Origin of the sequence: Bacillus sp. FSL L8-0099 (genome assembly GCF_038006385.1) — a bacterium.
In the GTDB taxonomy this organism is placed as follows: domain Bacteria; phylum Bacillota; class Bacilli; order Bacillales; family Bacillaceae_G; genus Bacillus_A; species Bacillus_A toyonensis.
The window spans coordinates 161,349-181,776 of sequence record NZ_JBBOVC010000003.1; the positions used below are offsets into that span (position 1 = coordinate 161,349).

The 20,428-nt window shown below is 31.6% G+C and carries 15 protein-coding genes and 2 pseudogenes; 4 read left to right on the forward strand and 13 right to left on the reverse strand.

All coding sequences use genetic code 11. The annotated features are described in order from the left end of the window. Positions 1 to 121: 121 nt before the first annotated feature. From tnpB to MHH42_RS30065, 8 genes and pseudogenes are all read right to left on the reverse strand, one after another. A complete protein-coding gene (tnpB, locus tag MHH42_RS30030) occupies positions 122 to 1,243 on the reverse strand; it encodes an IS200/IS605 family element RNA-guided endonuclease TnpB (protein WP_098203313.1) in 1,122 nt (373 codons plus the stop codon). 227 nt (positions 1,244 to 1,470) lie between these two features. Continuing rightward, positions 1,471 to 3,120, reverse strand: a complete 1,650-nt coding sequence (locus MHH42_RS30035) for a M4 family metallopeptidase (protein WP_340895245.1) — start codon at positions 3,118 to 3,120, stop codon at positions 1,471 to 1,473. A 531-nt stretch (positions 3,121 to 3,651) separates the two neighbouring features. Further along, entirely contained in the window at positions 3,652 to 5,181 is a 1,530-nt protein-coding gene (locus MHH42_RS30040) for a thiol-activated cytolysin family protein (protein ID WP_445286062.1), read from the reverse strand. Positions 5,182 to 5,540: 359 nt separating this feature from the next. Beyond that, a pseudogene (locus MHH42_RS30045) lies at positions 5,541 to 5,728 on the reverse strand (hypothetical protein). A gap of 720 nt (positions 5,729 to 6,448) precedes the next feature. Next, complete coding sequence (locus MHH42_RS30050) at positions 6,449 to 6,847, reverse strand: DUF5412 domain-containing protein (RefSeq protein WP_185777344.1); 399 nt, start codon at positions 6,845 to 6,847, stop codon at positions 6,449 to 6,451. A gap of 71 nt (positions 6,848 to 6,918) precedes the next feature. Then, on the reverse strand, positions 6,919 to 7,140 hold the full coding sequence (locus MHH42_RS30055; RefSeq protein ID WP_097854311.1) for a hypothetical protein: 222 nt from the start codon (positions 7,138 to 7,140) through the stop codon (positions 6,919 to 6,921). A gap of 437 nt (positions 7,141 to 7,577) precedes the next feature. Continuing rightward, a complete protein-coding gene (locus tag MHH42_RS30060) occupies positions 7,578 to 8,468 on the reverse strand; it encodes a helix-turn-helix domain-containing protein (protein ID WP_000395463.1) in 891 nt (296 codons plus the stop codon). 402 nt (positions 8,469 to 8,870) lie between these two features. Beyond that, a pseudogene (locus MHH42_RS30065) lies at positions 8,871 to 9,230 on the reverse strand (tyrosine-type recombinase/integrase); the annotation flags it as partial. A gap of 191 nt (positions 9,231 to 9,421) precedes the next feature. Between MHH42_RS30065 and MHH42_RS30070 the strand changes: the two are divergent. Continuing rightward, positions 9,422 to 9,946 carry a hypothetical protein gene (locus MHH42_RS30070; protein ID WP_195755609.1) on the forward strand — a complete coding sequence of 175 codons (525 nt, stop codon included), beginning with the start codon at positions 9,422 to 9,424 and terminating at the stop codon, positions 9,944 to 9,946. Between the two features lie 552 nt (positions 9,947 to 10,498). Then, positions 10,499 to 11,335, forward strand: a complete 837-nt coding sequence (locus tag MHH42_RS30075; RefSeq protein WP_097887915.1) for an HAD-IIB family hydrolase — start codon at positions 10,499 to 10,501, stop codon at positions 11,333 to 11,335. 191 nt (positions 11,336 to 11,526) lie between these two features. On the opposite strand, the gene MHH42_RS30080 is transcribed toward MHH42_RS30075, so the two are convergent. From MHH42_RS30080 to MHH42_RS30100, 5 genes are all read right to left on the reverse strand, one after another. Continuing rightward, positions 11,527 to 11,889: a hypothetical protein gene (locus MHH42_RS30080; protein ID WP_063549262.1), complete on the reverse strand. Its 363-nt coding sequence runs from the start codon at positions 11,887 to 11,889 to the stop codon at positions 11,527 to 11,529. A 40-nt stretch (positions 11,890 to 11,929) separates the two neighbouring features. Next, a complete protein-coding gene (locus MHH42_RS30085) occupies positions 11,930 to 12,529 on the reverse strand; it encodes an undecaprenyl-diphosphatase (RefSeq protein WP_097854306.1) in 600 nt (199 codons plus the stop codon). A gap of 794 nt (positions 12,530 to 13,323) precedes the next feature. Continuing rightward, on the reverse strand, positions 13,324 to 15,282 hold the full coding sequence (locus tag MHH42_RS30090) for an FtsX-like permease family protein (RefSeq protein ID WP_340895253.1): 1,959 nt from the start codon (positions 15,280 to 15,282) through the stop codon (positions 13,324 to 13,326). Then, positions 15,254 to 16,027 carry an ABC transporter ATP-binding protein gene (locus MHH42_RS30095; protein WP_340895255.1) on the reverse strand — a complete coding sequence of 258 codons (774 nt, stop codon included), beginning with the start codon at positions 16,025 to 16,027 and terminating at the stop codon, positions 15,254 to 15,256. The genes MHH42_RS30090 and MHH42_RS30095 overlap by 29 nt, the downstream gene beginning before the upstream one ends. 1,232 nt (positions 16,028 to 17,259) lie before the next feature. Further along, positions 17,260 to 18,615 carry a transposase gene (locus tag MHH42_RS30100; protein ID WP_340895256.1) on the reverse strand — a complete coding sequence of 452 codons (1,356 nt, stop codon included), beginning with the start codon at positions 18,613 to 18,615 and terminating at the stop codon, positions 17,260 to 17,262. Positions 18,616 to 18,917: 302 nt separating this feature from the next. On the opposite strand from MHH42_RS30100, the gene MHH42_RS30105 reads away from it, so the two are divergent. Beyond that, the gene (locus tag MHH42_RS30105) at positions 18,918 to 19,325 is read left to right on the forward strand and encodes a hypothetical protein (protein WP_098060479.1); all 408 of its coding nucleotides are present in this window, start codon (positions 18,918 to 18,920) and stop codon (positions 19,323 to 19,325) included. A gap of 330 nt (positions 19,326 to 19,655) precedes the next feature. Then, positions 19,656 to 20,414 (forward strand): hypothetical protein, encoded by a 759-nt coding sequence (locus MHH42_RS30110; RefSeq protein ID WP_340895260.1) that lies wholly within the window; start codon positions 19,656 to 19,658, stop codon positions 20,412 to 20,414. Positions 20,415 to 20,428: the final 14 nt, after the last annotated feature.

The window sequence follows — 20,428 nt, forward strand, 5'->3', positions numbered from 1 at the left end:
GAGTTATGAGGTTTACATTCTCATTTAATGAATATTTTATAGGGTGTTGAACTACCCCCACTTTCACTTCGTTTAGAAGAGGGGGATTCCTAAGTAAAGAGTTCTATCGAACTCTAATTTATTAGGCTAGCTCCACAGTCCTTGCGGTTAGAAGCCTTATCGCTTCATTCTTTAGATTGATACTTGCGTTAATATCCCTATCATGGTGTGTAAGGCAAGAAGGACAGTCCCATTTACGTAGGTTTAGATTTTTAACGTCTTTGTTTTGATATCCACAACAAGAACATAATTGGCTTGAAGCAAATGTTTTCGATACGACAATGACTTGTTTGCCGTACCATTTTGCTTTGTATTCCAACATGATTCGAAACTGTGACCATGATACCTCACTAATTGCTTTTGCTAACTTATGATTCTTTAACATATTCGATACTTGCAAATCCTCTATACCGATAACATCGTGGTTTTTGATGATTTCAGTCGAGATTTTGTCCAAGTAATCTTTTCTAGCATTCGTCATGTATTCATGAATTCTAGCTACTTTTACTCGTTGTTTATTCCATCGAGAAGATCCTTTCATTCTTCTAGAAAGAACACGCTGTGCTTTCGCCAACTTCTCTTCTAATGATCGAAAAAACTTCGGATTGTTATAGGTTGTTCCATCTGACAAAATGGCGAAATCTTTTAGTCCCACATCCATTCCAATGTAAGAATGTGTTTTCGGAAGTTCTTGCACTTCTGTTTCAACTAACAATGATACAAAGTATCTGCCAGAAGGGTTCCGTCTAACTGTAGCATTTACAATACGTCCCTTTACTTCACGACTTTTGGCAAATCGAACAAGACCTAGTTTTGGCAATTTTATTTTGTTTCCTACAACGGCAATGTTTTCATTTGTTTGTTTTGTGGTATAAGATTGTACATTGTTCTTCTTAGATTTGAAACGCGGGGCATTGTTTTGTTTTTTGAAAAAGCGTGTATAAGCATCCGCAAGGTTACGAACAGACGACTGAATCGCAATACTATCCACTTCTTTTAGCCAAACAAACTCTTTCTTCATGGCAGGAAGTTTGGCAGAGCATGTACCATATGTCAAACCTTTTCCTGTTTCTTTGTATGCATTATCCCATAGAGATAGGAAATGATTGAATACAAAACGAGAACAGCCAATCGTTTTATTGATTAGGGTCGCTTGTGCTTTATTTGGATAGATACGAAATTTATATGCTTTATTGATCATCATTCGTTTCACCCCCATTTCGATATGTGTCTATCATACAACAAACGTACATTCGATAGGTAGTAAAGTAACAGTTTATGTATGTGGAACAATTAAGATTGCTTCCTGCCATCCCTTGTTCGAAGCCAATTCATCTCCCACCTACTCACTTCGCGTTCCTTGAGGAAGGAGTCTTCTTGGCTAAAATGATAAAAAAGACCTGACGTTATATATCAGGTCTTTTTCAGGTCTTATTCTATACCAACTGCATCATAAGCCTTCGCCACACCTTGTACTTCTTTTGAATTTTTACCATATAAATCTTCTGCGGCTTGAAGTGCAGCTTGGCGCATCATTTTAAAATCAGATTTTGCTGTTAAATATTTTGTAAGAGCACGATAGTAAATTTTTTCTGTAGCTTCGCGGCCAACGCCATTTACTTCCACACCGTAATGCCAGCCACCTTCCGACAATAAATATGCTGCTTTATTATTGATACTACTGTTAATATGAACACCGCCATTATCATATGGTCCAGGGTAATATTTTCTATAATGATCTGGATAACCTTGAGTGGGTTCTAATGGATTGGGAATAGATGCAGGATGACTTAAGGATCGCATCGCATCCCCTGCTATATCTGGTGTATAAATATCTTCTCCCGCCTCCCAATCATCACGGTCTACCATCGCACCGAAAATATCCGAAAATGACTCGTTTAATGCACCAGACTCATCTTGATACTCTAAATTTGCTGTATGCTCTGTTACAGCATGTGTTAACTCATGGGCAACAACATCTAAGCTCGCAGAAAATGGAATAAACAGTTTTCCATCTCCATCACCATACGACATATACACACCGTTCCAACTAGCGTTATTCCAGTTTTCTCCTACGTGAACAACAGAACGTAACTTTGCTCCTTTGTTGTCATAGGAATTACGATTAAATGTTTTCTTATAATAGTCGTATACTTTTTCTGCATTTGCATGTGCATCAACACCTGCTTTATCTTCAAAGAACTTGGATTTACTTTCAATTTCATAACCTGTATATCCCAGTCCTTTTGATGTTGAATCATAGGATTGTTTCAACAAATTTCTCCAATCAAACGTATAAACACCGTTTCCACGTTTACCATCAAATAAATGGAATGCACCTGTTTTTTCATTTTGAACAATTTCAAATGATTGTCTGTTTCCTAAAACACCATATCCAAAACCAGTAATATGATCGACCGCATTATATTTATTGATCACATTACCATTTGTTGCATCAATAAAATAATGCCAGTAGCCTGGTGCTGGTTTTGAAACAGAGGCTTTTACAAGATAGGAAAGATAATATTGTCCATCTTTTTCATATACGTATAAATCTTTCTTCATACCATCATAGTTATCTACTTTTCCAATCTCTTTCTCAATACCAGCTTTCGCAATATTTACAGCATCATCTTCTGAAATGCTTGCAGTTGATGAGATATTTTTATTTTCTAAATTCGGTATAACTTGTCCAAAAAATGCTTTTACATTATTATTTTTATCAAGTGCTACTGTTTGATCAGATCCATATACAGGAACACCATTATATTTTTCAATAAGCTTCACATGCGTTGTTTCTGCTTCTGTGTCTTTTTCTTCTTTAACGATTTCAAAATGTTTCTCCATATTTCCTGCTAATTTAAACATGTCTTTCTTACTCTTTAAATACTCGAACACAGTCTCTTTTTTATCTAGTCCTTCTGGTGCTTTCCACTCTTCACCAATATAAGATGGTGTTTGAAATTCTTGGTTGTATTGAATCTTTTGCTCTGCTGCATATGTACGTGACGTTCCTAATGTCGCAAATGCACCTATAGCCATAGATACAGCTAATGTTGAAGATAAAATCACCTTTTTCAAAATACCACTTCCCATCCCATTTTTTAACACTTTTACACAATTCTAGATATAATAGTAAATCGCCTCCTGTTTGAGATTATATAAAAACAAAACAGAAAATTCAGATAACAAAACTTATAAACATTTCATGGTCTTGCAAAAGACGTAAAATCATATGAGAACCAACTATTTGTACGGTATGGTCACAGTACCGTAGCCCACAAACCTATATAGTCTGTTGTGGAAGGGGTGATGGCACACCGCAGTCTTACACGTCAGCGATACTAGAAATAGACTTCGCCTTTGGTAGCAAGAATCCCACTGGCGTTAGTCAGCTTGTGCCTTTAGCCGTGGGAGTGTCAAAAAACGCTAAGTTGAATACAACAAAAGTCTTGCAAATCTATAAAAATAAAATTAGTGGCTCTGTTGCAAAGTTTACTAAATGAGTCTACACTCCATCGCTATCTGATGAGTATGCTATATTTTAAAAAAACCCAATATACTTGTGACCAAATAAAAAAGCACCCTGTAAACAGAGTGCTTCACTTCTACCTAATGACTAATATTAGCAGTTGGGTATAAAGTTGTTCCTCCAATTGAAACTTTTATTTCATTTGTTACTGGAACATTTTGTTCATTAATAATGGTTCTCCACCATTCCCATGCAAGACCTGTACATTCTCTCGCTACGACTTTTACATTTTTTGAATTCGGTGGAAGTGGTATTACTGTAGAGTAATGAGCCGTTTTATCTTGGTTGTTTCCTTCCCAAGTTTTATGTGTTAATACTTCTTTCCCATTTGCATCATATGAAAATTCATCCCAAGATACATCAAATTGAGCAACATATGCACCGTAATGATCAAGCGTCATTTTAGCACTTGAATATTCTGTAGTTGTAGTCTCAACATAATCTGTATTGTTATGAACAGCAGCCGTTGCGTTATCTTTTAAGAAAGTGCTTGTATATGAAATTGGGTATGCTGGATTTTTAGAACTTAATTCTGCATTATCTTTAATAATATTTCGGATTTCATTAAAATCCTTTGTAACAACTTTGTTATGCTCTTTTGCATCTCCGCCTAATACTACAGCGGTAAAGGTACTTTCTTCAAAAATATCTTTGTACTGTCCACTCGCTTCAACGCCTTGACCCTTAATTAGAGCTTTAAAAGCAGATTGTACATCTTTACTTTTAGATGATGTTTCTAATTTTACATAAACGGTTCTACCATAAGCTACATTTGACACCATAACAGGCGGAGCAGTATTACTTACCCCTTTACGAGTCAACTCATCAAACGTAACACTGTTATCAAAAAGATCGGATGGATTGTTAGGTAGTTCAGCACTTACGGTATAAAATATTTGCTTATATGCCGCAACCATCACTTTTTTCTCTCCATTTGCAACGGCATTAAAGTCAATGTTTAGACTGTTATCAAGATATTTAGCGTTGACATTAAGAGCACTTGCGATTTGTGATTTACTATACACCATGGACTCTGTATACTGCATTCTTGCAGGTAACGAATGTGTTGATGCATACTTCTCATTCCAAGTAGATACTAAATCATCTACTGCTCCAGACACATTACCATATGTCGGATTTTGGACAGATATCGTATTTTCTTTTCTCATTCCAGGTAAGTCTATACTAATATTTATAGGTTTTCTCTTAGCCACTAATAAACTAGGTTGATTATCTGCAAAAGCTTTATTTGCAAGTTGTACTGCACCTGGATACGTACGATTAGCCACAGAATCAATAATTGAAATATCGACTGGTGACGTTGTAAGTGATTTTTTCTCACGTTCCACTACTACAAATTTACCATTTGAATTTGTACTTTCTTTCGGAACAAAACTCTCTACTTTATCCCCATTTACTGCTAAAATATCTCTACTATCATACTTTAAATTTGCTATGCCAGTATCAATGCCAATAGCTTGTTTGGGTGCATTAGCTGAATTACTTTTAGGTGTTTCCGCTAATGAAATAGATGAATAATTAATAGTGCAAAAGCTGATTAATAAACTTGCTAGTAATTTTTTTCCTTTTGTATTTCTTGTAGTCTTCACAAAAATCAACTTCTTCCTTTTTTCGTATTGAGGTATAATAATTATTTATAAATAATTGCTAAATAATGAACTTACATAAGTGCTTTTAAAAGTTCTTGAATTAATGGGAGTACTCCACCTATAAATTTTAAAATTATCATATTATTTCCGCCCCTTTTGTTGTTGCTAAGATGTGATTTATCTTTATACTCTCATTATAGTAAGCGCTTACAAATCTATCAATACATTCTTATATGTAATATTGCATATTAATAATGTTAAAGGAACTTTACTCACACAAATAATCTGTATATCAATTCATCTTTGATATACAGATCATTTGTATGATAATTTTTATAAATAATTGCTAAATAGTGAATTTACATAAATGCTTTTAGAAGTTCTTGAACTAATGGGATTGCTCCACCTATAAATTTTAAAACTGCCATTGCGATTTCCATATTATTTCCTCCTCTTTTGTTAGTACTAGGATGTGATTAATCTTTATACCCTTATTATAGTAAGCGTTCGCATTTGTAACAATACATTTCTGTATGCAATGTTGCATATTTATACGTTTAGACAAAAATTAGACCTCTATTAGTCATTCTTTAATGGTACCATAGCAAGGTGAGAGTCTTTAAGGGTTCTTCTTAATAGGAGGAAATATGGAAAGAGTACAAGAGATTTACAGTAATCTAAAATTTAAGAGTTGGGTTAAACAGGTATTAGCTGTAGGCGGAATGGTAGGGTTCTGCTACTTGGTGTTATATGTTTTCTGTTTCTTATTTGATATGTAAAAATTATACAACTACACTGGTAGAGTCTTGCCTAGAGAGGTAAGACTCTCTTGTTGTACTTGAGATGAACAAACTGCATAAAGTATTTCTTAGGTTCGTCAGATTACTCTGTATGGTGCCTTGTTCCTCTATGTTCTAGAACAACTAACTCCTATCATTGAAAGTAAATAAACTTCTATTTAAAAGCTTCCATTTATATTCAAAACATAATTGTATTGATAAAAAATGTATTTTTACTAGATACATATTAAAAATACAAGGATAAATTATATTACGTTTGGTAAAATCCTTTTTGTATACACTAATCTCTATATAACCATATAAATATAATATATTAAAAATAATTTAAATGCAAGAATACTAGTAGTGGAACCGCCAGCATTTCGGAAAAAAACCACGCTAAGCAAAAAATACAATAAGCTGTCCATATGGACAGCTTATTTACATAATTATCGTTAGCAGCAGTCAATGAATCTATAAGTTTACAGTTAATCGTTTCTGAAATCGTATGATTCCTCAGGAACATTTAACGTATGTCCGTTAATAATTACTGTATCATTGTCTTTCCAGACAATCTTTGCTGTATCCTCTTGGTAATTCCAATATACATTCTTTGGCTTGAAATATTTACGATGATTAAATACTAACTCTCCTCTAACAGCAAAACTCGTTGTCGCTCCACCGTTTGTTACGTAAGCTTTGAATGTATATGTTCCGTCAGGAGACTGTTTTTCAGCAATCTTTTCACCTGTCGGTAATCGATCCATACTGAAAAACGCCCAATACACTCCGTATACGAACAAACCAACTATACAAAATAATACAATTAACGATTTTCGTTTGGTTTTCTTAATTTCTTTTTTAATTTCTTTCTTTGTAAAATTTATGTTTTATCTCCCATTAATGATTTTCATAGCAAACCCCTCCTCCAGTTTAGAAGGGAGCTTATATTAACTGCTTATGTACAACAGTATGTAGCATCGCTAAAGGCATCTTCAGGAATATATACTTTACCATCTCTTATTTCATACGGAATGTTATTTCTTTTTAGTTTAGCTGTATCAACAGTATCAACAGTGCTACCCCACTGTTGTAAGTCACCGTTGTACTTTTGACAAGCAGGTAACACTAAAAGAGCTGTAAAACATAAAAGTAGTTTTCTAAAACGATGTTTTTTCATAATAATCCTCCTCTTCCTTGATTGTATCATTCGGGAGAAGTGATTTGTCATGAAAATTGGATGTATATTCCATACACGGCCGGTTAACATAACGTCCTTTATTTTTAGTAAGAAAAAGCCGGATTCTTACTCTCACAAGGAATCCGGCTTTTTCTTTTTCTATGGCTACATGCATTTTTTATACATTCCTATCCTGGCGCGGTTTTAGGATTCTTGTTTATTACTGGATTATCCGAAAAGTTGTATAAAATCTTGCATACTCTTAGCATGGTCTTTTTCCGAAATGCTGTCGAGACCGAGCCCCTTTTAATGTATAAAGAAAAGTCACCCTAAGGTGCCTTCCTCCGACTTGAACCACTTTAATTTTAATACTATGGTTCCAAGTTTAAAAACTATAGGGACTTCTCCTTTGAGCTGTGTAAGTAGTTTTTAAGAAATTATGAATGGTTATCTTCGTTTTCAAAATACTCTTTTTTAATTATTTGTAATTTGTTTTCGTTTTTTGTTAATTCAAATATAAATAATGCTGTTTTCATGTTATTAGCAACATTTTCGTCATTAGATTGGTTAAGCTTTAATAAGTTTGAACCTTTTCCATAGTATAGTTCACCCAATAAGTATAAAGTATTTAGATTAATAGCTAATTGGATGCCCTTATCAATGTATTTTATTGCCTCTTCGTATTGACATGTGGAACTTAAACATTTTGATAAATTATAAATGATTTTTAATCTAATTTCTTTATCTCTAGGAAAATCTAACTTATTAAAATTAGTTAAACATCTTCTTAATATATTAATACTTTTTTTGTATTCTTTGTTTTCTGCATAAAATATAGCCATTGTCTGCATAATATCTATTTCTCTTTCTGATAAACAATCAGCATTGGTTAAAGTTAGTTTTAATGCATGATTTAAAAGAGTTAAAGCCGATTTTATTGAGTTATTCACACGATATATGGCAATTGCTTCATGCCATACTAGAAATTGTTTATCTTCTGTTGATTGGAAATTGTTTTCGTTTTTCTCTTTTTTTACTATTTCATAAAGTTCTTTATATTGATGTTGCCTTATGCAATCTTTAATTACACTTTTTACATTTTCTACATATTTTAATTTTTTATTTTGAGTTATTGCAAATATATTATTTGGATCTATACCAAGTCTTTCTGATAATTGATATAACAATATGCTAGATGGATAAATCATACCTTTTTCTATCTTGCTAATTTGACTTTGTGAACATATTCCATGACATAATTCGGATTGTGATATATTTTTTTTAATTCGAAGTTCTTTAATGGTAATACCCAAATCGTTAAATTCCATTTTTCCCCCTACTATTTAGCGCTGTATTAGTATAAGAATATTCTCCACCCTTAATGTAATGTAAAATTAATATAGTTGCAATTATTGGTTAATTAATATTGCATATATTAGTCTATGTTTTTCGGTCCTCGTAATTGCAGGAATTATTTTTGTTGTTATGATTATGAGGCAATAGATGTTCCATCAAGAAGAAAGTATTATAGGAAACAAGATACTGAGTAATATACATAAGAACCTCACCATTTCCATAGGATGGCGAGGCTTTTTAGTGTACAAAAGAAAAGACACCCAAAGGTGCCTTTCTATGAATTGAACCACTTTAATATTTAATAATATGTATTGGAATCCCATCCGAATATTGTTTTACCATATCTCCGAAAATAAAGAAGCATCTAATTTATATTAGATGCGGAATGTATCAAGTACATTATCTTTTTCTTCCTTATTAATCCCGATATATCTTAGTGTAATTTGTGGTGTACTATGATTCAATATTTCTTGTAACATAGCAATATCCTTTGTTTGCTTGTAAAACCAATATCCAAATGTTTTACGCATGGTATGGGTACCTAAAGATTCGACCCCGGCAAAATCTCCGGCTTTTTGTAATTGTCGATAGGCTTGAATTTTACTAATGGGTTTATCTCCTTTTCGAGAAGGAAATAACCAGGTATTATCTAGAGTTTGAGCATAAGGGTATACCTCATCAAAAATGGAAGTAATGTTAATCATGCGTTCTTTCTTTGTTGTTCCCTCTTTTTTATGTATTGAATGTATACTTTTCTTTAAAAAAGGTATCAGGTGAATTATATTGAAGTCAATTATTTGACAATGAATGTACATCTTTGATTTTAGAAATTTCGTTTAGATAAGAAGGAAAGGACAGAGTATTTATGTTACAAAACTTATTTTATAATCTTAATATATAAAATATAAATTATAAGAGGTGTTTTATGATTAGTTTACTCAAAAAGAATTTGTTATTATCAAAATGGAGGGAATTTGTAAAATTTGTTTCGGAGAATTTTGATTTATGTAATTCTGATAGTTTAGAAGAGTTAAATGAGAAAAAAAAAGAATTAGCTATGTTGGATTTAGAAACAATAAAAGATGTTATTAATCGTACTAGTGCTATTAATAAAGCTTTTTATGATCTATCTAAAGGTTTTCCTGTGATTGCCTCAGTTATATTGTTTATGTTTACGTTTGTATTAAAAGATTATATGTTAATTATTTTTCATGCTAAATATGTGAATGAACTTCCTTCTGTGATTGCTTTGTTTGGTTTAGTATTTATTACAGTTATTTTTTCATGGGCTTTTAAAGCTATAATTACTTCTCAAAATCGAAATTATTTATTGTCACAATTTGAAAATATGTTGGTTGATATAAAAGAACAGAAAGAGAAAGAAGAAGAGGAACAAAAAAAGAAGGAAAATGATAGTGTTTCAAATTTAAAAAATACTTTTGCTAAATAAGTATTTTTAATTTTTTTAGCAAAGTGATTATTAAGATTATTTTATATCTCTTCGTTTACAACGATTTGAATGTATACTTTTATTATATAAATTGAGAATATGAGGGGATTCGGCGGGCAGTCAATATTTCAGGGTATTTGAATGTAAACTAATATCTAAAAGTTTACATTGGGGTTTTGAATCATTTATAGCTAATTTTGTAATAAATTTCTCAATATTGATATAGATGTTAAATATGGGTTTTATATCGAAAATTAACAAAAAATATAATATCATAAAAATTAAGATGTTTTCTGTCACTTGTTTTTCCCTTATGCTTAAGATAAGATCGTATTCGCCGATCTTATCTTTTTTTATTTGTAAATTTTAGATACAAAAGAGGAATCCTTAATAGCTTAACCTTGCTACCAATAATGAGACGTTATGTTAACCGAGCATGTATATGGTATACATTGTTTCTTGTTCAATTAACTGGCAGTTTAGTTATATAAGTAATTGGATATTTATAGTAAGATGAAGGTGAATGAGAGAAGAATTTATGGAGGTTACTCTATGGACTACAATCTATTTAGAACTTTACCAGAAATACCAAATCCTAAGTACATTGTATTTAGTGATTTTGATGAAACGTACTTTCCTCACCAATTAACCGCCGAACGAAAAAGTCAAATACAAGCATTAGAACAGACTATCGTAGAAAAAAGTAAGATTTCTGGTTTACTTTTTGGTTTGGTAACAGGTAGTAACATTGAGGCTGTTCTTGAAAAAATGAAGAGGGGTGGATTTCAGTATCTTCCTCATTTTATTGCAAGTGATTTGGGAACAGAAATTCATTATTTCAACAAATTAAAACAAGGTGAAATTGATAAAGAATGGCTTAGCAGGTTTGATAATGGCAATTACCATCCCGATAAAATAAAAGAGATAGTTGATTTGTTAGCTTCTAAAAATATTGCTTTAGATAGCCAATCACAGATGGGTGCATCAAAATACAAAAGCAATTACTACTATTTCAGCAAGAATGAAAAGGACGATCAATTAAACCTTAACCATATTAGACAAGTTGCTAGTGATTTTAAAATTAGTATAAACATCAATCAATGTAATCCTTTGGCTGGAGATCCAGAGAATGCATATGATATTGATTTTATCCCTTTAGGGACTGGAAAAGACGAGATTGTGAGATATATATTAGCAAAATTTAAGATAGACCGACAAAATGCAATTGCCTTCGGTGATAGTGGTAATGACTTGAAAATGTTACAGGCTGTAAAATTCGGTTATTTACTTGAGAATGCTACAAGTGAGGCAAAAAATGGACATGAGCGTTTAACCATAGGTTCTTATTCAGAAGGGATACTTAACACCATTAAAGAACTAGTTGTGTAGTAGTGATTGGAACCATTTTTTATAAGTTTTTAAATTAAATGGTCTTTGTTTGTGAAACAAACGGATGCTAATGTTAAATAAACAAGATACATTGACTTCCGTTTTCGAATTTTATGTAAATAAGCTGTCCACATGGACAGCTTATTTACATAATGATCGTTAGCGGAAGTAATATATTGATAGGTCAATACTTACAAATCTTTTATATGTTTTCTAATATCTGCGGCTACTTTGGTAGGATCATCAATCTCAAAAAAGACATACTTATATTTTTCATGACCTTTTAATTCAATCATTACGAGAGGGACTCTATTTTCACAAGAGAGAAAGTACCATTCATCAGCATATTTAAAACTTCCTTCAAAAATATTGAGAGGAGAAATTGATGTTCCAGGCATACGAAGCATCCATTGTGGAGGATCAAAATAGTCAACATACACACTCTTAATCGTGTTATAAGGCATTTTTAATTTTAGTTTTAATGCAAGTAATCCTGTTATCCCATTTAGTTTTAGAATCAGACCTTCATTATCAAATAATATTTCTTTCCCCATAATTCCCCCACTTTTCACGTTAATTTTTATACTTGTATACTCAAAATCCCTTTGATTTGTTTTTGGATGGTAAAACATGTTTCTCTACTCTTTCATATAGAGTAAGCAATTGCTTGATAAAAGAAAATTTCGGTACTAACCAATACGAAAATAACGCTGAAACACATCCTATTAAAGCCCCTATTACAACATCAAAAGGATAATGAACTCCTACCCAAATACGAGAGATCGCTACACAAAATGCAAGTATAAGCCATAACCATCCAGTCTTTTTACGAACAAGCCAAAATGAAAAACAAATCGAAAAAAAGAGAATCGTATGGTCACTAGGAAATGAATTATCTACAGCATGATCGACAAGTTTATTAACATCAGGCAATACTGCAAACGGTTGATAATTCAAATGAAATTTCCCTGCTATTTTTCCAATTATCTCAGCAATCACAAAAGCAACCATCGCTTGAATAACCATCATCCTATTTTTTCTAGACCCGGTAAACCAATAAGCTATAATAATTAAACCAAGAATATATACCATATATTCTGCCAAAAATATCATGGCTGAATTTAGGAATGAATATTGTTTACCTAAATCATTAATTGCTCGAAAAATATCAATATTGAATTGAGAAAAAGACATTTTCAAATTCCTCCTTCTTTTTTTCACTATAATAAAAAAAGAAAAAGGAAAACATCGAACTTTCTTACAAACATTCGTGCATTCTTACAGTTTTGTCATTTTTCTCGTCATTTTGTAAATGTGTTCATAGCCTTACCTTTTGCTATTTTCTTTGGGAAACATGGTAAATTACGAGAAAGAGCGCTACAGATAACTTAACAATAAGAAGTCGATTATCTCTTAGCGTACAGGAAATCGGTTTTTTCTTTATGAAATTTTGCTTAGCGTACGAAGTTTACGCTTTATTGGTGCTATCCCCTATTGTAATCAATACAGAAAGCATAATATCTCTCCCTTTTTCCTAATTGTACCATTCGAAGGAAGCTATTTGTTCTAGAAATTGGCTGTATATTTTATACATGTTCGGTTAACATAACGCATCATTATCAGTAGCAAGGAAAAATAGGGCCCCTTTCTCTCACAAGGGAAATTCCTTTTTTGTTTCATGGGTCTATGCATTTTTCTATACATTCTTATCCTGGTGGGGTTTTAGGGTTCTCGTTTGTTATTGGATTAGCCAAAAAGATGTATAAAACCTTGCATACTTTTAGCGTGGTTTTTTTCTGAAATGCTGCCGGTACCCCATCGCTATCAAGCTAACAAAACAAGTATCAAGTCGAATACACGTATTTATCAAAAAAATCCCAGCCCTGATTACTTTCAAGATTCAAAACTAAATCAAAAATAGTATGGTTTAACTTAAGCTAACCATACTGTTTTTGAGTGATGTTTAGTTTTTCGAGAACCCGAGTAATCTATTGAATCATCTGGTGTAAATAATTCCTTCGAATAATTAAGTAATAAATGAACTGTACAAATATAAAACTTGTGAATATCAGAATGGAGTTTCCTGTAACAGGTAAATCTACCCCTGCTTTGCGCTGTACTAAATATTGTAATGCCATAAAGGCTACACTACTATGAATAATTGCAACGATAATAGGAATAAAACATAATATACTAAGTTGCTGCGTCACAATTCTTTTTAATTCTTTTTGAGTTAATCCTAATTTAGAAAGCATTTCATATTGTTTTTTGTCCCGCTCTAAATCATTAAATAGACGGAAATATAAAAAGCTTATTGCAAACACAAAGAATACAATCCCCACTAACACACTGATAGTAGCTAGTATTGCATTAAATCGTTTACTTTCCATCCAATCTAAATATAACGAATGAAAATTGTAAAACACATTTCCTTTTTGGGTATCAGAATCGATTATTTTCGTAATCTTTTTAGAAATTTCTTCTGTATCAGTCCAATTTTGAATTAAATACCCGTAATTCGTATACCCATCTGCTGTATTTTCTTGTAATTGTGATGTCCTTTTTAATTTTTCGTAAACTGAATCAACAACAACAACGTAAACTCCATATGTCGGTCTCATTTTATTATTTAACAATAACTTTGAATTAGAAAGATGAATATGCGTATCTCCTTCTTTTAGTATAGAGGCTTCTTTCTTTAATTCATTCTCAGATTGTTGTTTCATTCTATTTTTAGATGGGAGAATCAAACTATCCTGTCCATTCTTTAAAGTTTCTGTGGGATACCCCAGTATTTTCGCTGTTGCATTAAAATCAGTAAGCTTCATAACCTCAAACCTATTATGTGTTACAATAATGGTATGAGACGCTAATTTATATGAAAATCCAGCAGCATTTAATTGCTTTTCTATCTCAGAAACATGCGATTTTTCTGAAACATTTCCTTTATAGGATGTATAAGTAAATGCATAGGGACTTTGAGCTAATGCTAATTGTCTACTACCTATAGCAAGACAAACACCAATAGATGTCAAAGTAACTGTTGATAGAATCGCGACTATAAATAGTGTTTTTGCATTATCTGTTATTCGATACGATAATTCTGATATGGTTAACAGATTCGTCTTCTTAAAAAATATGTGCTCACGCTTTTGTAATGTTTTAATCAGATAAAAACTAAGCTGCGTAAATAAAAAGTAGGTTCCTAATACACTAAAGAATACACAAGCTAACAGAGCATAAATATAGTGATTTCCTGTTTTCAACGCAGTATCTAGATAAAATGCAGCAGCATAACCAATACTAATAAACAAAATCGCGAATATAGCTAACCATTTAGATACTTTTGGTTCTGGCTTTGGTTTTTCTTCTGATTTCATCAATTCAATTACCTGAGTTAGTTTAATTATTCTTGTAGTAAAGAACGAAACCAATAAAAATAACAACAAGAATGAAATACTTGTCACAAGAATTGCCTTTGTTGGAAAATAGAATGGCAATCCTCCTTTTAAAACAAATATAGATGCACTTACTAATAAGATTAACTTCCCAAAAATAAGCCCAATTCCAATTCCTACAATAATTGAACTACTCCCAATTAACATGTTTTCAATGAAAATTAACTGTTTTAATTGGAAATTCGTCATGCCATGAAGTGTTAAGATACCAAATTCACGTTTTCTCGTCTTCAAGAATGTGCCAACAGAATATAAAATAAAGAAAAAAGAAAAAAATATAATTAAATATTGAGCAATTTTAAATCCTTGTGTACCCAAACCAATCATAGATTCACTTGTTGCTCCAAGCTTTCCACTAAATTGGGGATGAAATGCAAGTAACTCAAACGTGAAAAAAATCATTACAGTAAAAATACTGCTCAGAAAATATCCTAGATATAATCGCTTATTACGAATGACATTATTCCAGCCCAATTGACGAAAACTCATTCTCGGTTCCTCCTAATAGAGACAATTCATCCATAATTTTCTTATAAAAAATTAAGCGATTATCTTCACATTTAATCTCGTTATAAAGCATTCCATCTTTAATAAATACTACTCGATCACAGTAACTGGAAACCAATGGATCATGTGTTACTAACACCATAGTTGTTTGGTGCTCCTTATTTAATTCTACTAATAATTGCATTACATCATTTGCAGCCTTCGAATCTAAATTCCCTGTCGGCTCATCTGCAAGAACTAATTGTGGAGAATGGATTAATGCACGAGCAATTGCTGTCCGTTGAGCTTGTCCTCCAGAAATTTCATATAGGCGTTTATGTAAAATCTTTTCTATACCCAATTGTATAGAAATTGATTCAACTCGTTTGTTCATTTCTGACAGATTCGCGTTTTCTAATGTAAGTGGAAGAACGATATTTTCTTTCACTGTTAATGTATTCAGAAGGTTAAACGATTGAAAAATAAATCCCAATTCACGACGTCGAAATAATGCTAATTCATCAACTGGCAATCGATCAGGTTTTTTTTCATTAATTAATACTTCTCCTGAAGTCGGAGTATCAATAGTGGAAATCATATTGAGCAGAGTTGTTTTTCCACTTCCTGATGGCCCCATAATTCCTACAAACTCACCCTTATTTATTGTTAAATTAATATTTGTAAGTGCTTCATATGATACCTTCCCATTATAAGTTTTATTTAATTCACGAACCTTTAATGTTTCCATCTAGTAAGTCTCCTTTATCTTCGACCTTTTCAAAATAAGTGTAATGCACATACTTTCTTTTTCATATTGAATAACCTTTCATTTATCTGACAGCTTTGTAATGTTTCTGAAAATAATGAATGTAAAGAAATATATATATATCCTATGCGATTCTATAGTTGAATAATCAGAATTTTGATACAACCCTCCATTGTATGTGTCCAGAAAATTGTACCTTTATGAACATTGGCCATTTTTTAGGACGGATAATATTTAAAAAGTAAAACTAAGTTTATATCTTTTTATAATTTGTAACACACACCATTAAATATCCAAATAAAAACCCAGTGATTTCATGCACACTTACTGATATCACTGGGTTTTATAAGTTTAACATTTTGTATATTTTGTAAAACTCATTTATTGAATAAAAAAATCCCTTCACAATTTATGAAGGGGTCAGTATACATTGAAAGGGTACTTCCATTTTAATATGTAAAAGAAAAAACTCGTATTGATAAAATTCACTTTCTTAGCTTAGTTTAATGATTTTTATAAACCTATTTAAATACCCCTTATGTTTATAGTAAACAAAGTCCTTCTTTGATATAGAAATTACACATTAAACGATTTAAATACATCTTATGCTAATGGTAAACGAATATCGGGATATTGATGGTGATTACATACACGAATTTAAATACATCTTATGTTACTGGTAAACAAAGACCTTATCATCGTTAGGATTAAGCTCAATTATTTAAATACATCTTATGTTAATGTTAAACACGAGGGACAAACTACTGAGTTACTGACTAGACTCATTTAAATACATCTTGTGTTAGTACTAAACTTTTAGGGAACTTATCCTTAAATGGTAAAATGACACCATTTAAATACATCTTATGTTAGTACAAACTTATTATTTTACTTAATGTCTAGGTCTATTGTACCAATTTAAATACATCTTATGTTAGTACCAAACCCCGATAAAATAAAGATAGATACTTTAACAGATGCGAAAAAACTAATAAGATGGACATTAAACATTATTTTACCAGCAAATAGATGTACTGTGTAACGGTCTTTGTGTTACACCCTTCAGAGCATGAAAAATGCCCACGCATCAATGCTTATTTACATTTGATACTACCTTACGGAGTGTTGGCACTTGGTAAATTTCTTATGTGCTACTTCTCCATTTATGGCGTGTAAATCCACCAAATTATTTAATATGGACTCAATTACCTACATTAATCCAGGTATCCTAACTCTTCTATATACTCTTCCATACATTTTTTTGAATGCAATTTGCTTTGTACCGCTAATTGTTTATTTATAATATTTTCGATGTCATAAGTAGAAATGTTTTTCGCCGCATTATAATCAGCATGTGTTTTATATCCACACTGCTTACATTCAAACGTAGCTTGTGTACAACGATTTTCTTTACAAATATATCCGCATTGACTACATCGTTGACTCGTATACGCTGGGGCAACTTTAATAACTTCAATTCCATGAATCTCTGCTTGATTTTTGATCTTCTCCTGCAAATCAAAATAAGTCCAATCTTTAAGAATCCTATCATTTTTTGATATACCTTTTAAAAGTTCCATTTGAATCCGCCCGCAATTATGCTTTAGACACTGTTTCACTATATAGTTTGCATATTTATGATTAGTGCTATTTCGAAACTTAGCTATTTTATTACTTAACACGTCTATTGGCTGTAATCGTTTCGTCCTACCTTTTCCAGTTCTGCTATTACTACAATATTTACTTTGTTTCAATAAGTTGATACGTCTCTGGCGAATTCTTTCATTAAACATTTTAATTTCATCGCTTTTAATATTGCTACGAATAAATCCTTCATTAAATGCAAAGTAAACTGTATTTATTCCACCCAAATCAATTCCCATGATTAATTCTTTATCAAATTTATTTTCTTTTATAGCATTGAATTTATAAGTAATTGATAAATACCACTTATTTTTGTATTTATGAATCATACATGCGCCTTTGCTGTATGTTTGATTAATTAATCGGTCTAAAATAACTTTCATGCTTTTTTGTTTTTGGGTAGCTAACTTTACAAAAATCTTCCCTTTTGGGACATCGTCATTTTCCTTATGAAAATCTCGTGAAAAAAGAGATATACCAGCAATATAATCTCCATTCTTCTCTTTTGTTATGTCTACAGAATTATTATGGAGATCAATTGGTATGCGATTTCGAAAAGAAGGAATTGACATTTTACCTTTTCTAATTTCATTTCTTCTACTCTTCCACGTTTTTATAATTTTTTGAAGAGTAGTAGACATGTTTCCTTTATGTATATCTGGATATTTACTTTGTAATGTATGGTATATATAGCCATCAATTTTCTTCTGTGTACACCCATACAAATCTTGGACAGTAGGGTATGTCCCTCTTTCTTTAAAGTAGTCAAAGGATAAAGCATCAAACTCCCATAATTGTTGAATGGTTCGATTACTTATCGTTCTGACCTGATATGTTAAGTTTCGTAAATGTTTTTCAAATATTGTCCAATCGACATTCATTGGACATAAAATTTGATATTTCATTATCTTAATTGTTACTCCCAAAAATGTCACCTCTTCATGTCCCTGATGTCACCATCCTAACCAAATCAACAAAAATTATACTATTAGGGGGCACCATACATGCCCATCAACTTAGATTTTTTTACTTCTCTTATATTAAACCCAAGAAAAAAATTATAAATTGTAGTAATACTTACTTAACTGTATCCAGGCTATTAGCATTTTCTCTATAAATCTATATATGAATACAATTTGGAATTATTTAACAATGATGTTGAATAATTGTTCCCGTGTTATAAAATTAAAAAGAACTAGTTCAAAAAATGAAAAGGAGAAAAAATATTATGAAGAAGAAATTCAGTTTCATTTTTATTATTGCTACGTTTTTATTAACAACAGTCAATGTATTTGGAGGACAAACAGCTAAAGCGGATACGATAACCCGTTACGGTAAGATAAGTAATTACACGCCTTACAAACCAGGGTCTGACGGAAAGTGGATGACGGATAATGATTGCGCTGTTGACTCAAGTGAGGCATATATTAGAAAGGGCACCAAAATTGTAGTAACGAACTTAGATAAAGGGAAATCTAGAGTTCTTGAGAAATGGGATTATGGCGAGTTTAAAAAATTTGGTGTTATAGTGGATGTACTTCCTAATACATTTGTGGCATTAGGGGGAAAACTAAGTGATGGTCAGATTAAGAATGGTCGAACTGAACGATCCGGTGGAATAGCGATAATCGAATAATTTTCGAAAAAGTCCGGATATACTACTTTATATCTGGATTTTTTTTAGGGGGGATATAATGAAGAAAACCATAGTTTTTTCATTAATAGCTGTATCTTTGTGTATCATACTTAGTTACAAATTCCTTACATCTGGGAGTGTTGTTGTTAATAAAAATGATACATAAACCTATTTGAACCTAAGCTTCTTACAAATACATTTTATGAATATGATCCAACGTTACAAGAAAATACAGTATTATTAAAGAAAAAGATACCAGATTATACTACTTTTTCTTATTCAAAACTCCATAACAAATTGTACTTTGCTGATAAAGCTGAAGACGGTACAATGCAATTGTTTGTTAAGGACTTACAAAAAAATCAAATAAGGCAATTGACTAAGGAATTAGGTAATGTAGATCTTATACAAATAGATAACAAACAAACAACGGCTTTCATGAGAGTTTTATTAAAAGATGAGTATCGTAATTTTCATATTGCCACTTATAATATTGAAAAGGATAAGTTAGAAATATGGGAAAAAGACGATAAGGATAAAAGTATTTTGGATTTTGATTACAATCCCATTAATAATAAATTAGTTATAGTTTCCTTTTCTGAGGCTGAGGATAAAAAGAAGCTTGAAGAAGCAAATGAAAAACAAATCACAATGCGTCCAGCTAAATACAGTTTAGATATTTATAATGTGGATGGAAATAAAGAAAAACATGTTAGCTTAGTGGAAAAATTTATTAGCGGGGCTTCATTTGCCGATGATGAAAGTTCAGTGATATTCAGTTATGATGAAAATTTGACCAACCCTACTTCCCATGTTGCAGAAATAAATTTGAATTCCAAAAAAATAAAGCCACTATTTGACGATACGGAAAAACACTTTAAAATAAGAGCGTTAAAGTATAGTGAAAAAAGTGAAGGTTTCTTTTTTTTATCAAGTCTTTATGATAGTAAAAAAGATTATAATACATTGGGGTCCCCAAAGGAAAGTGTGCTTTCTTATTATGATATTAAGAAAAAAACAGTCAAAGATATATGGCACACTGATAAAGGAGTAATCGTTAATTATTCAATGGAGATAAAAAGAATGTGAAATATTAATTGAAT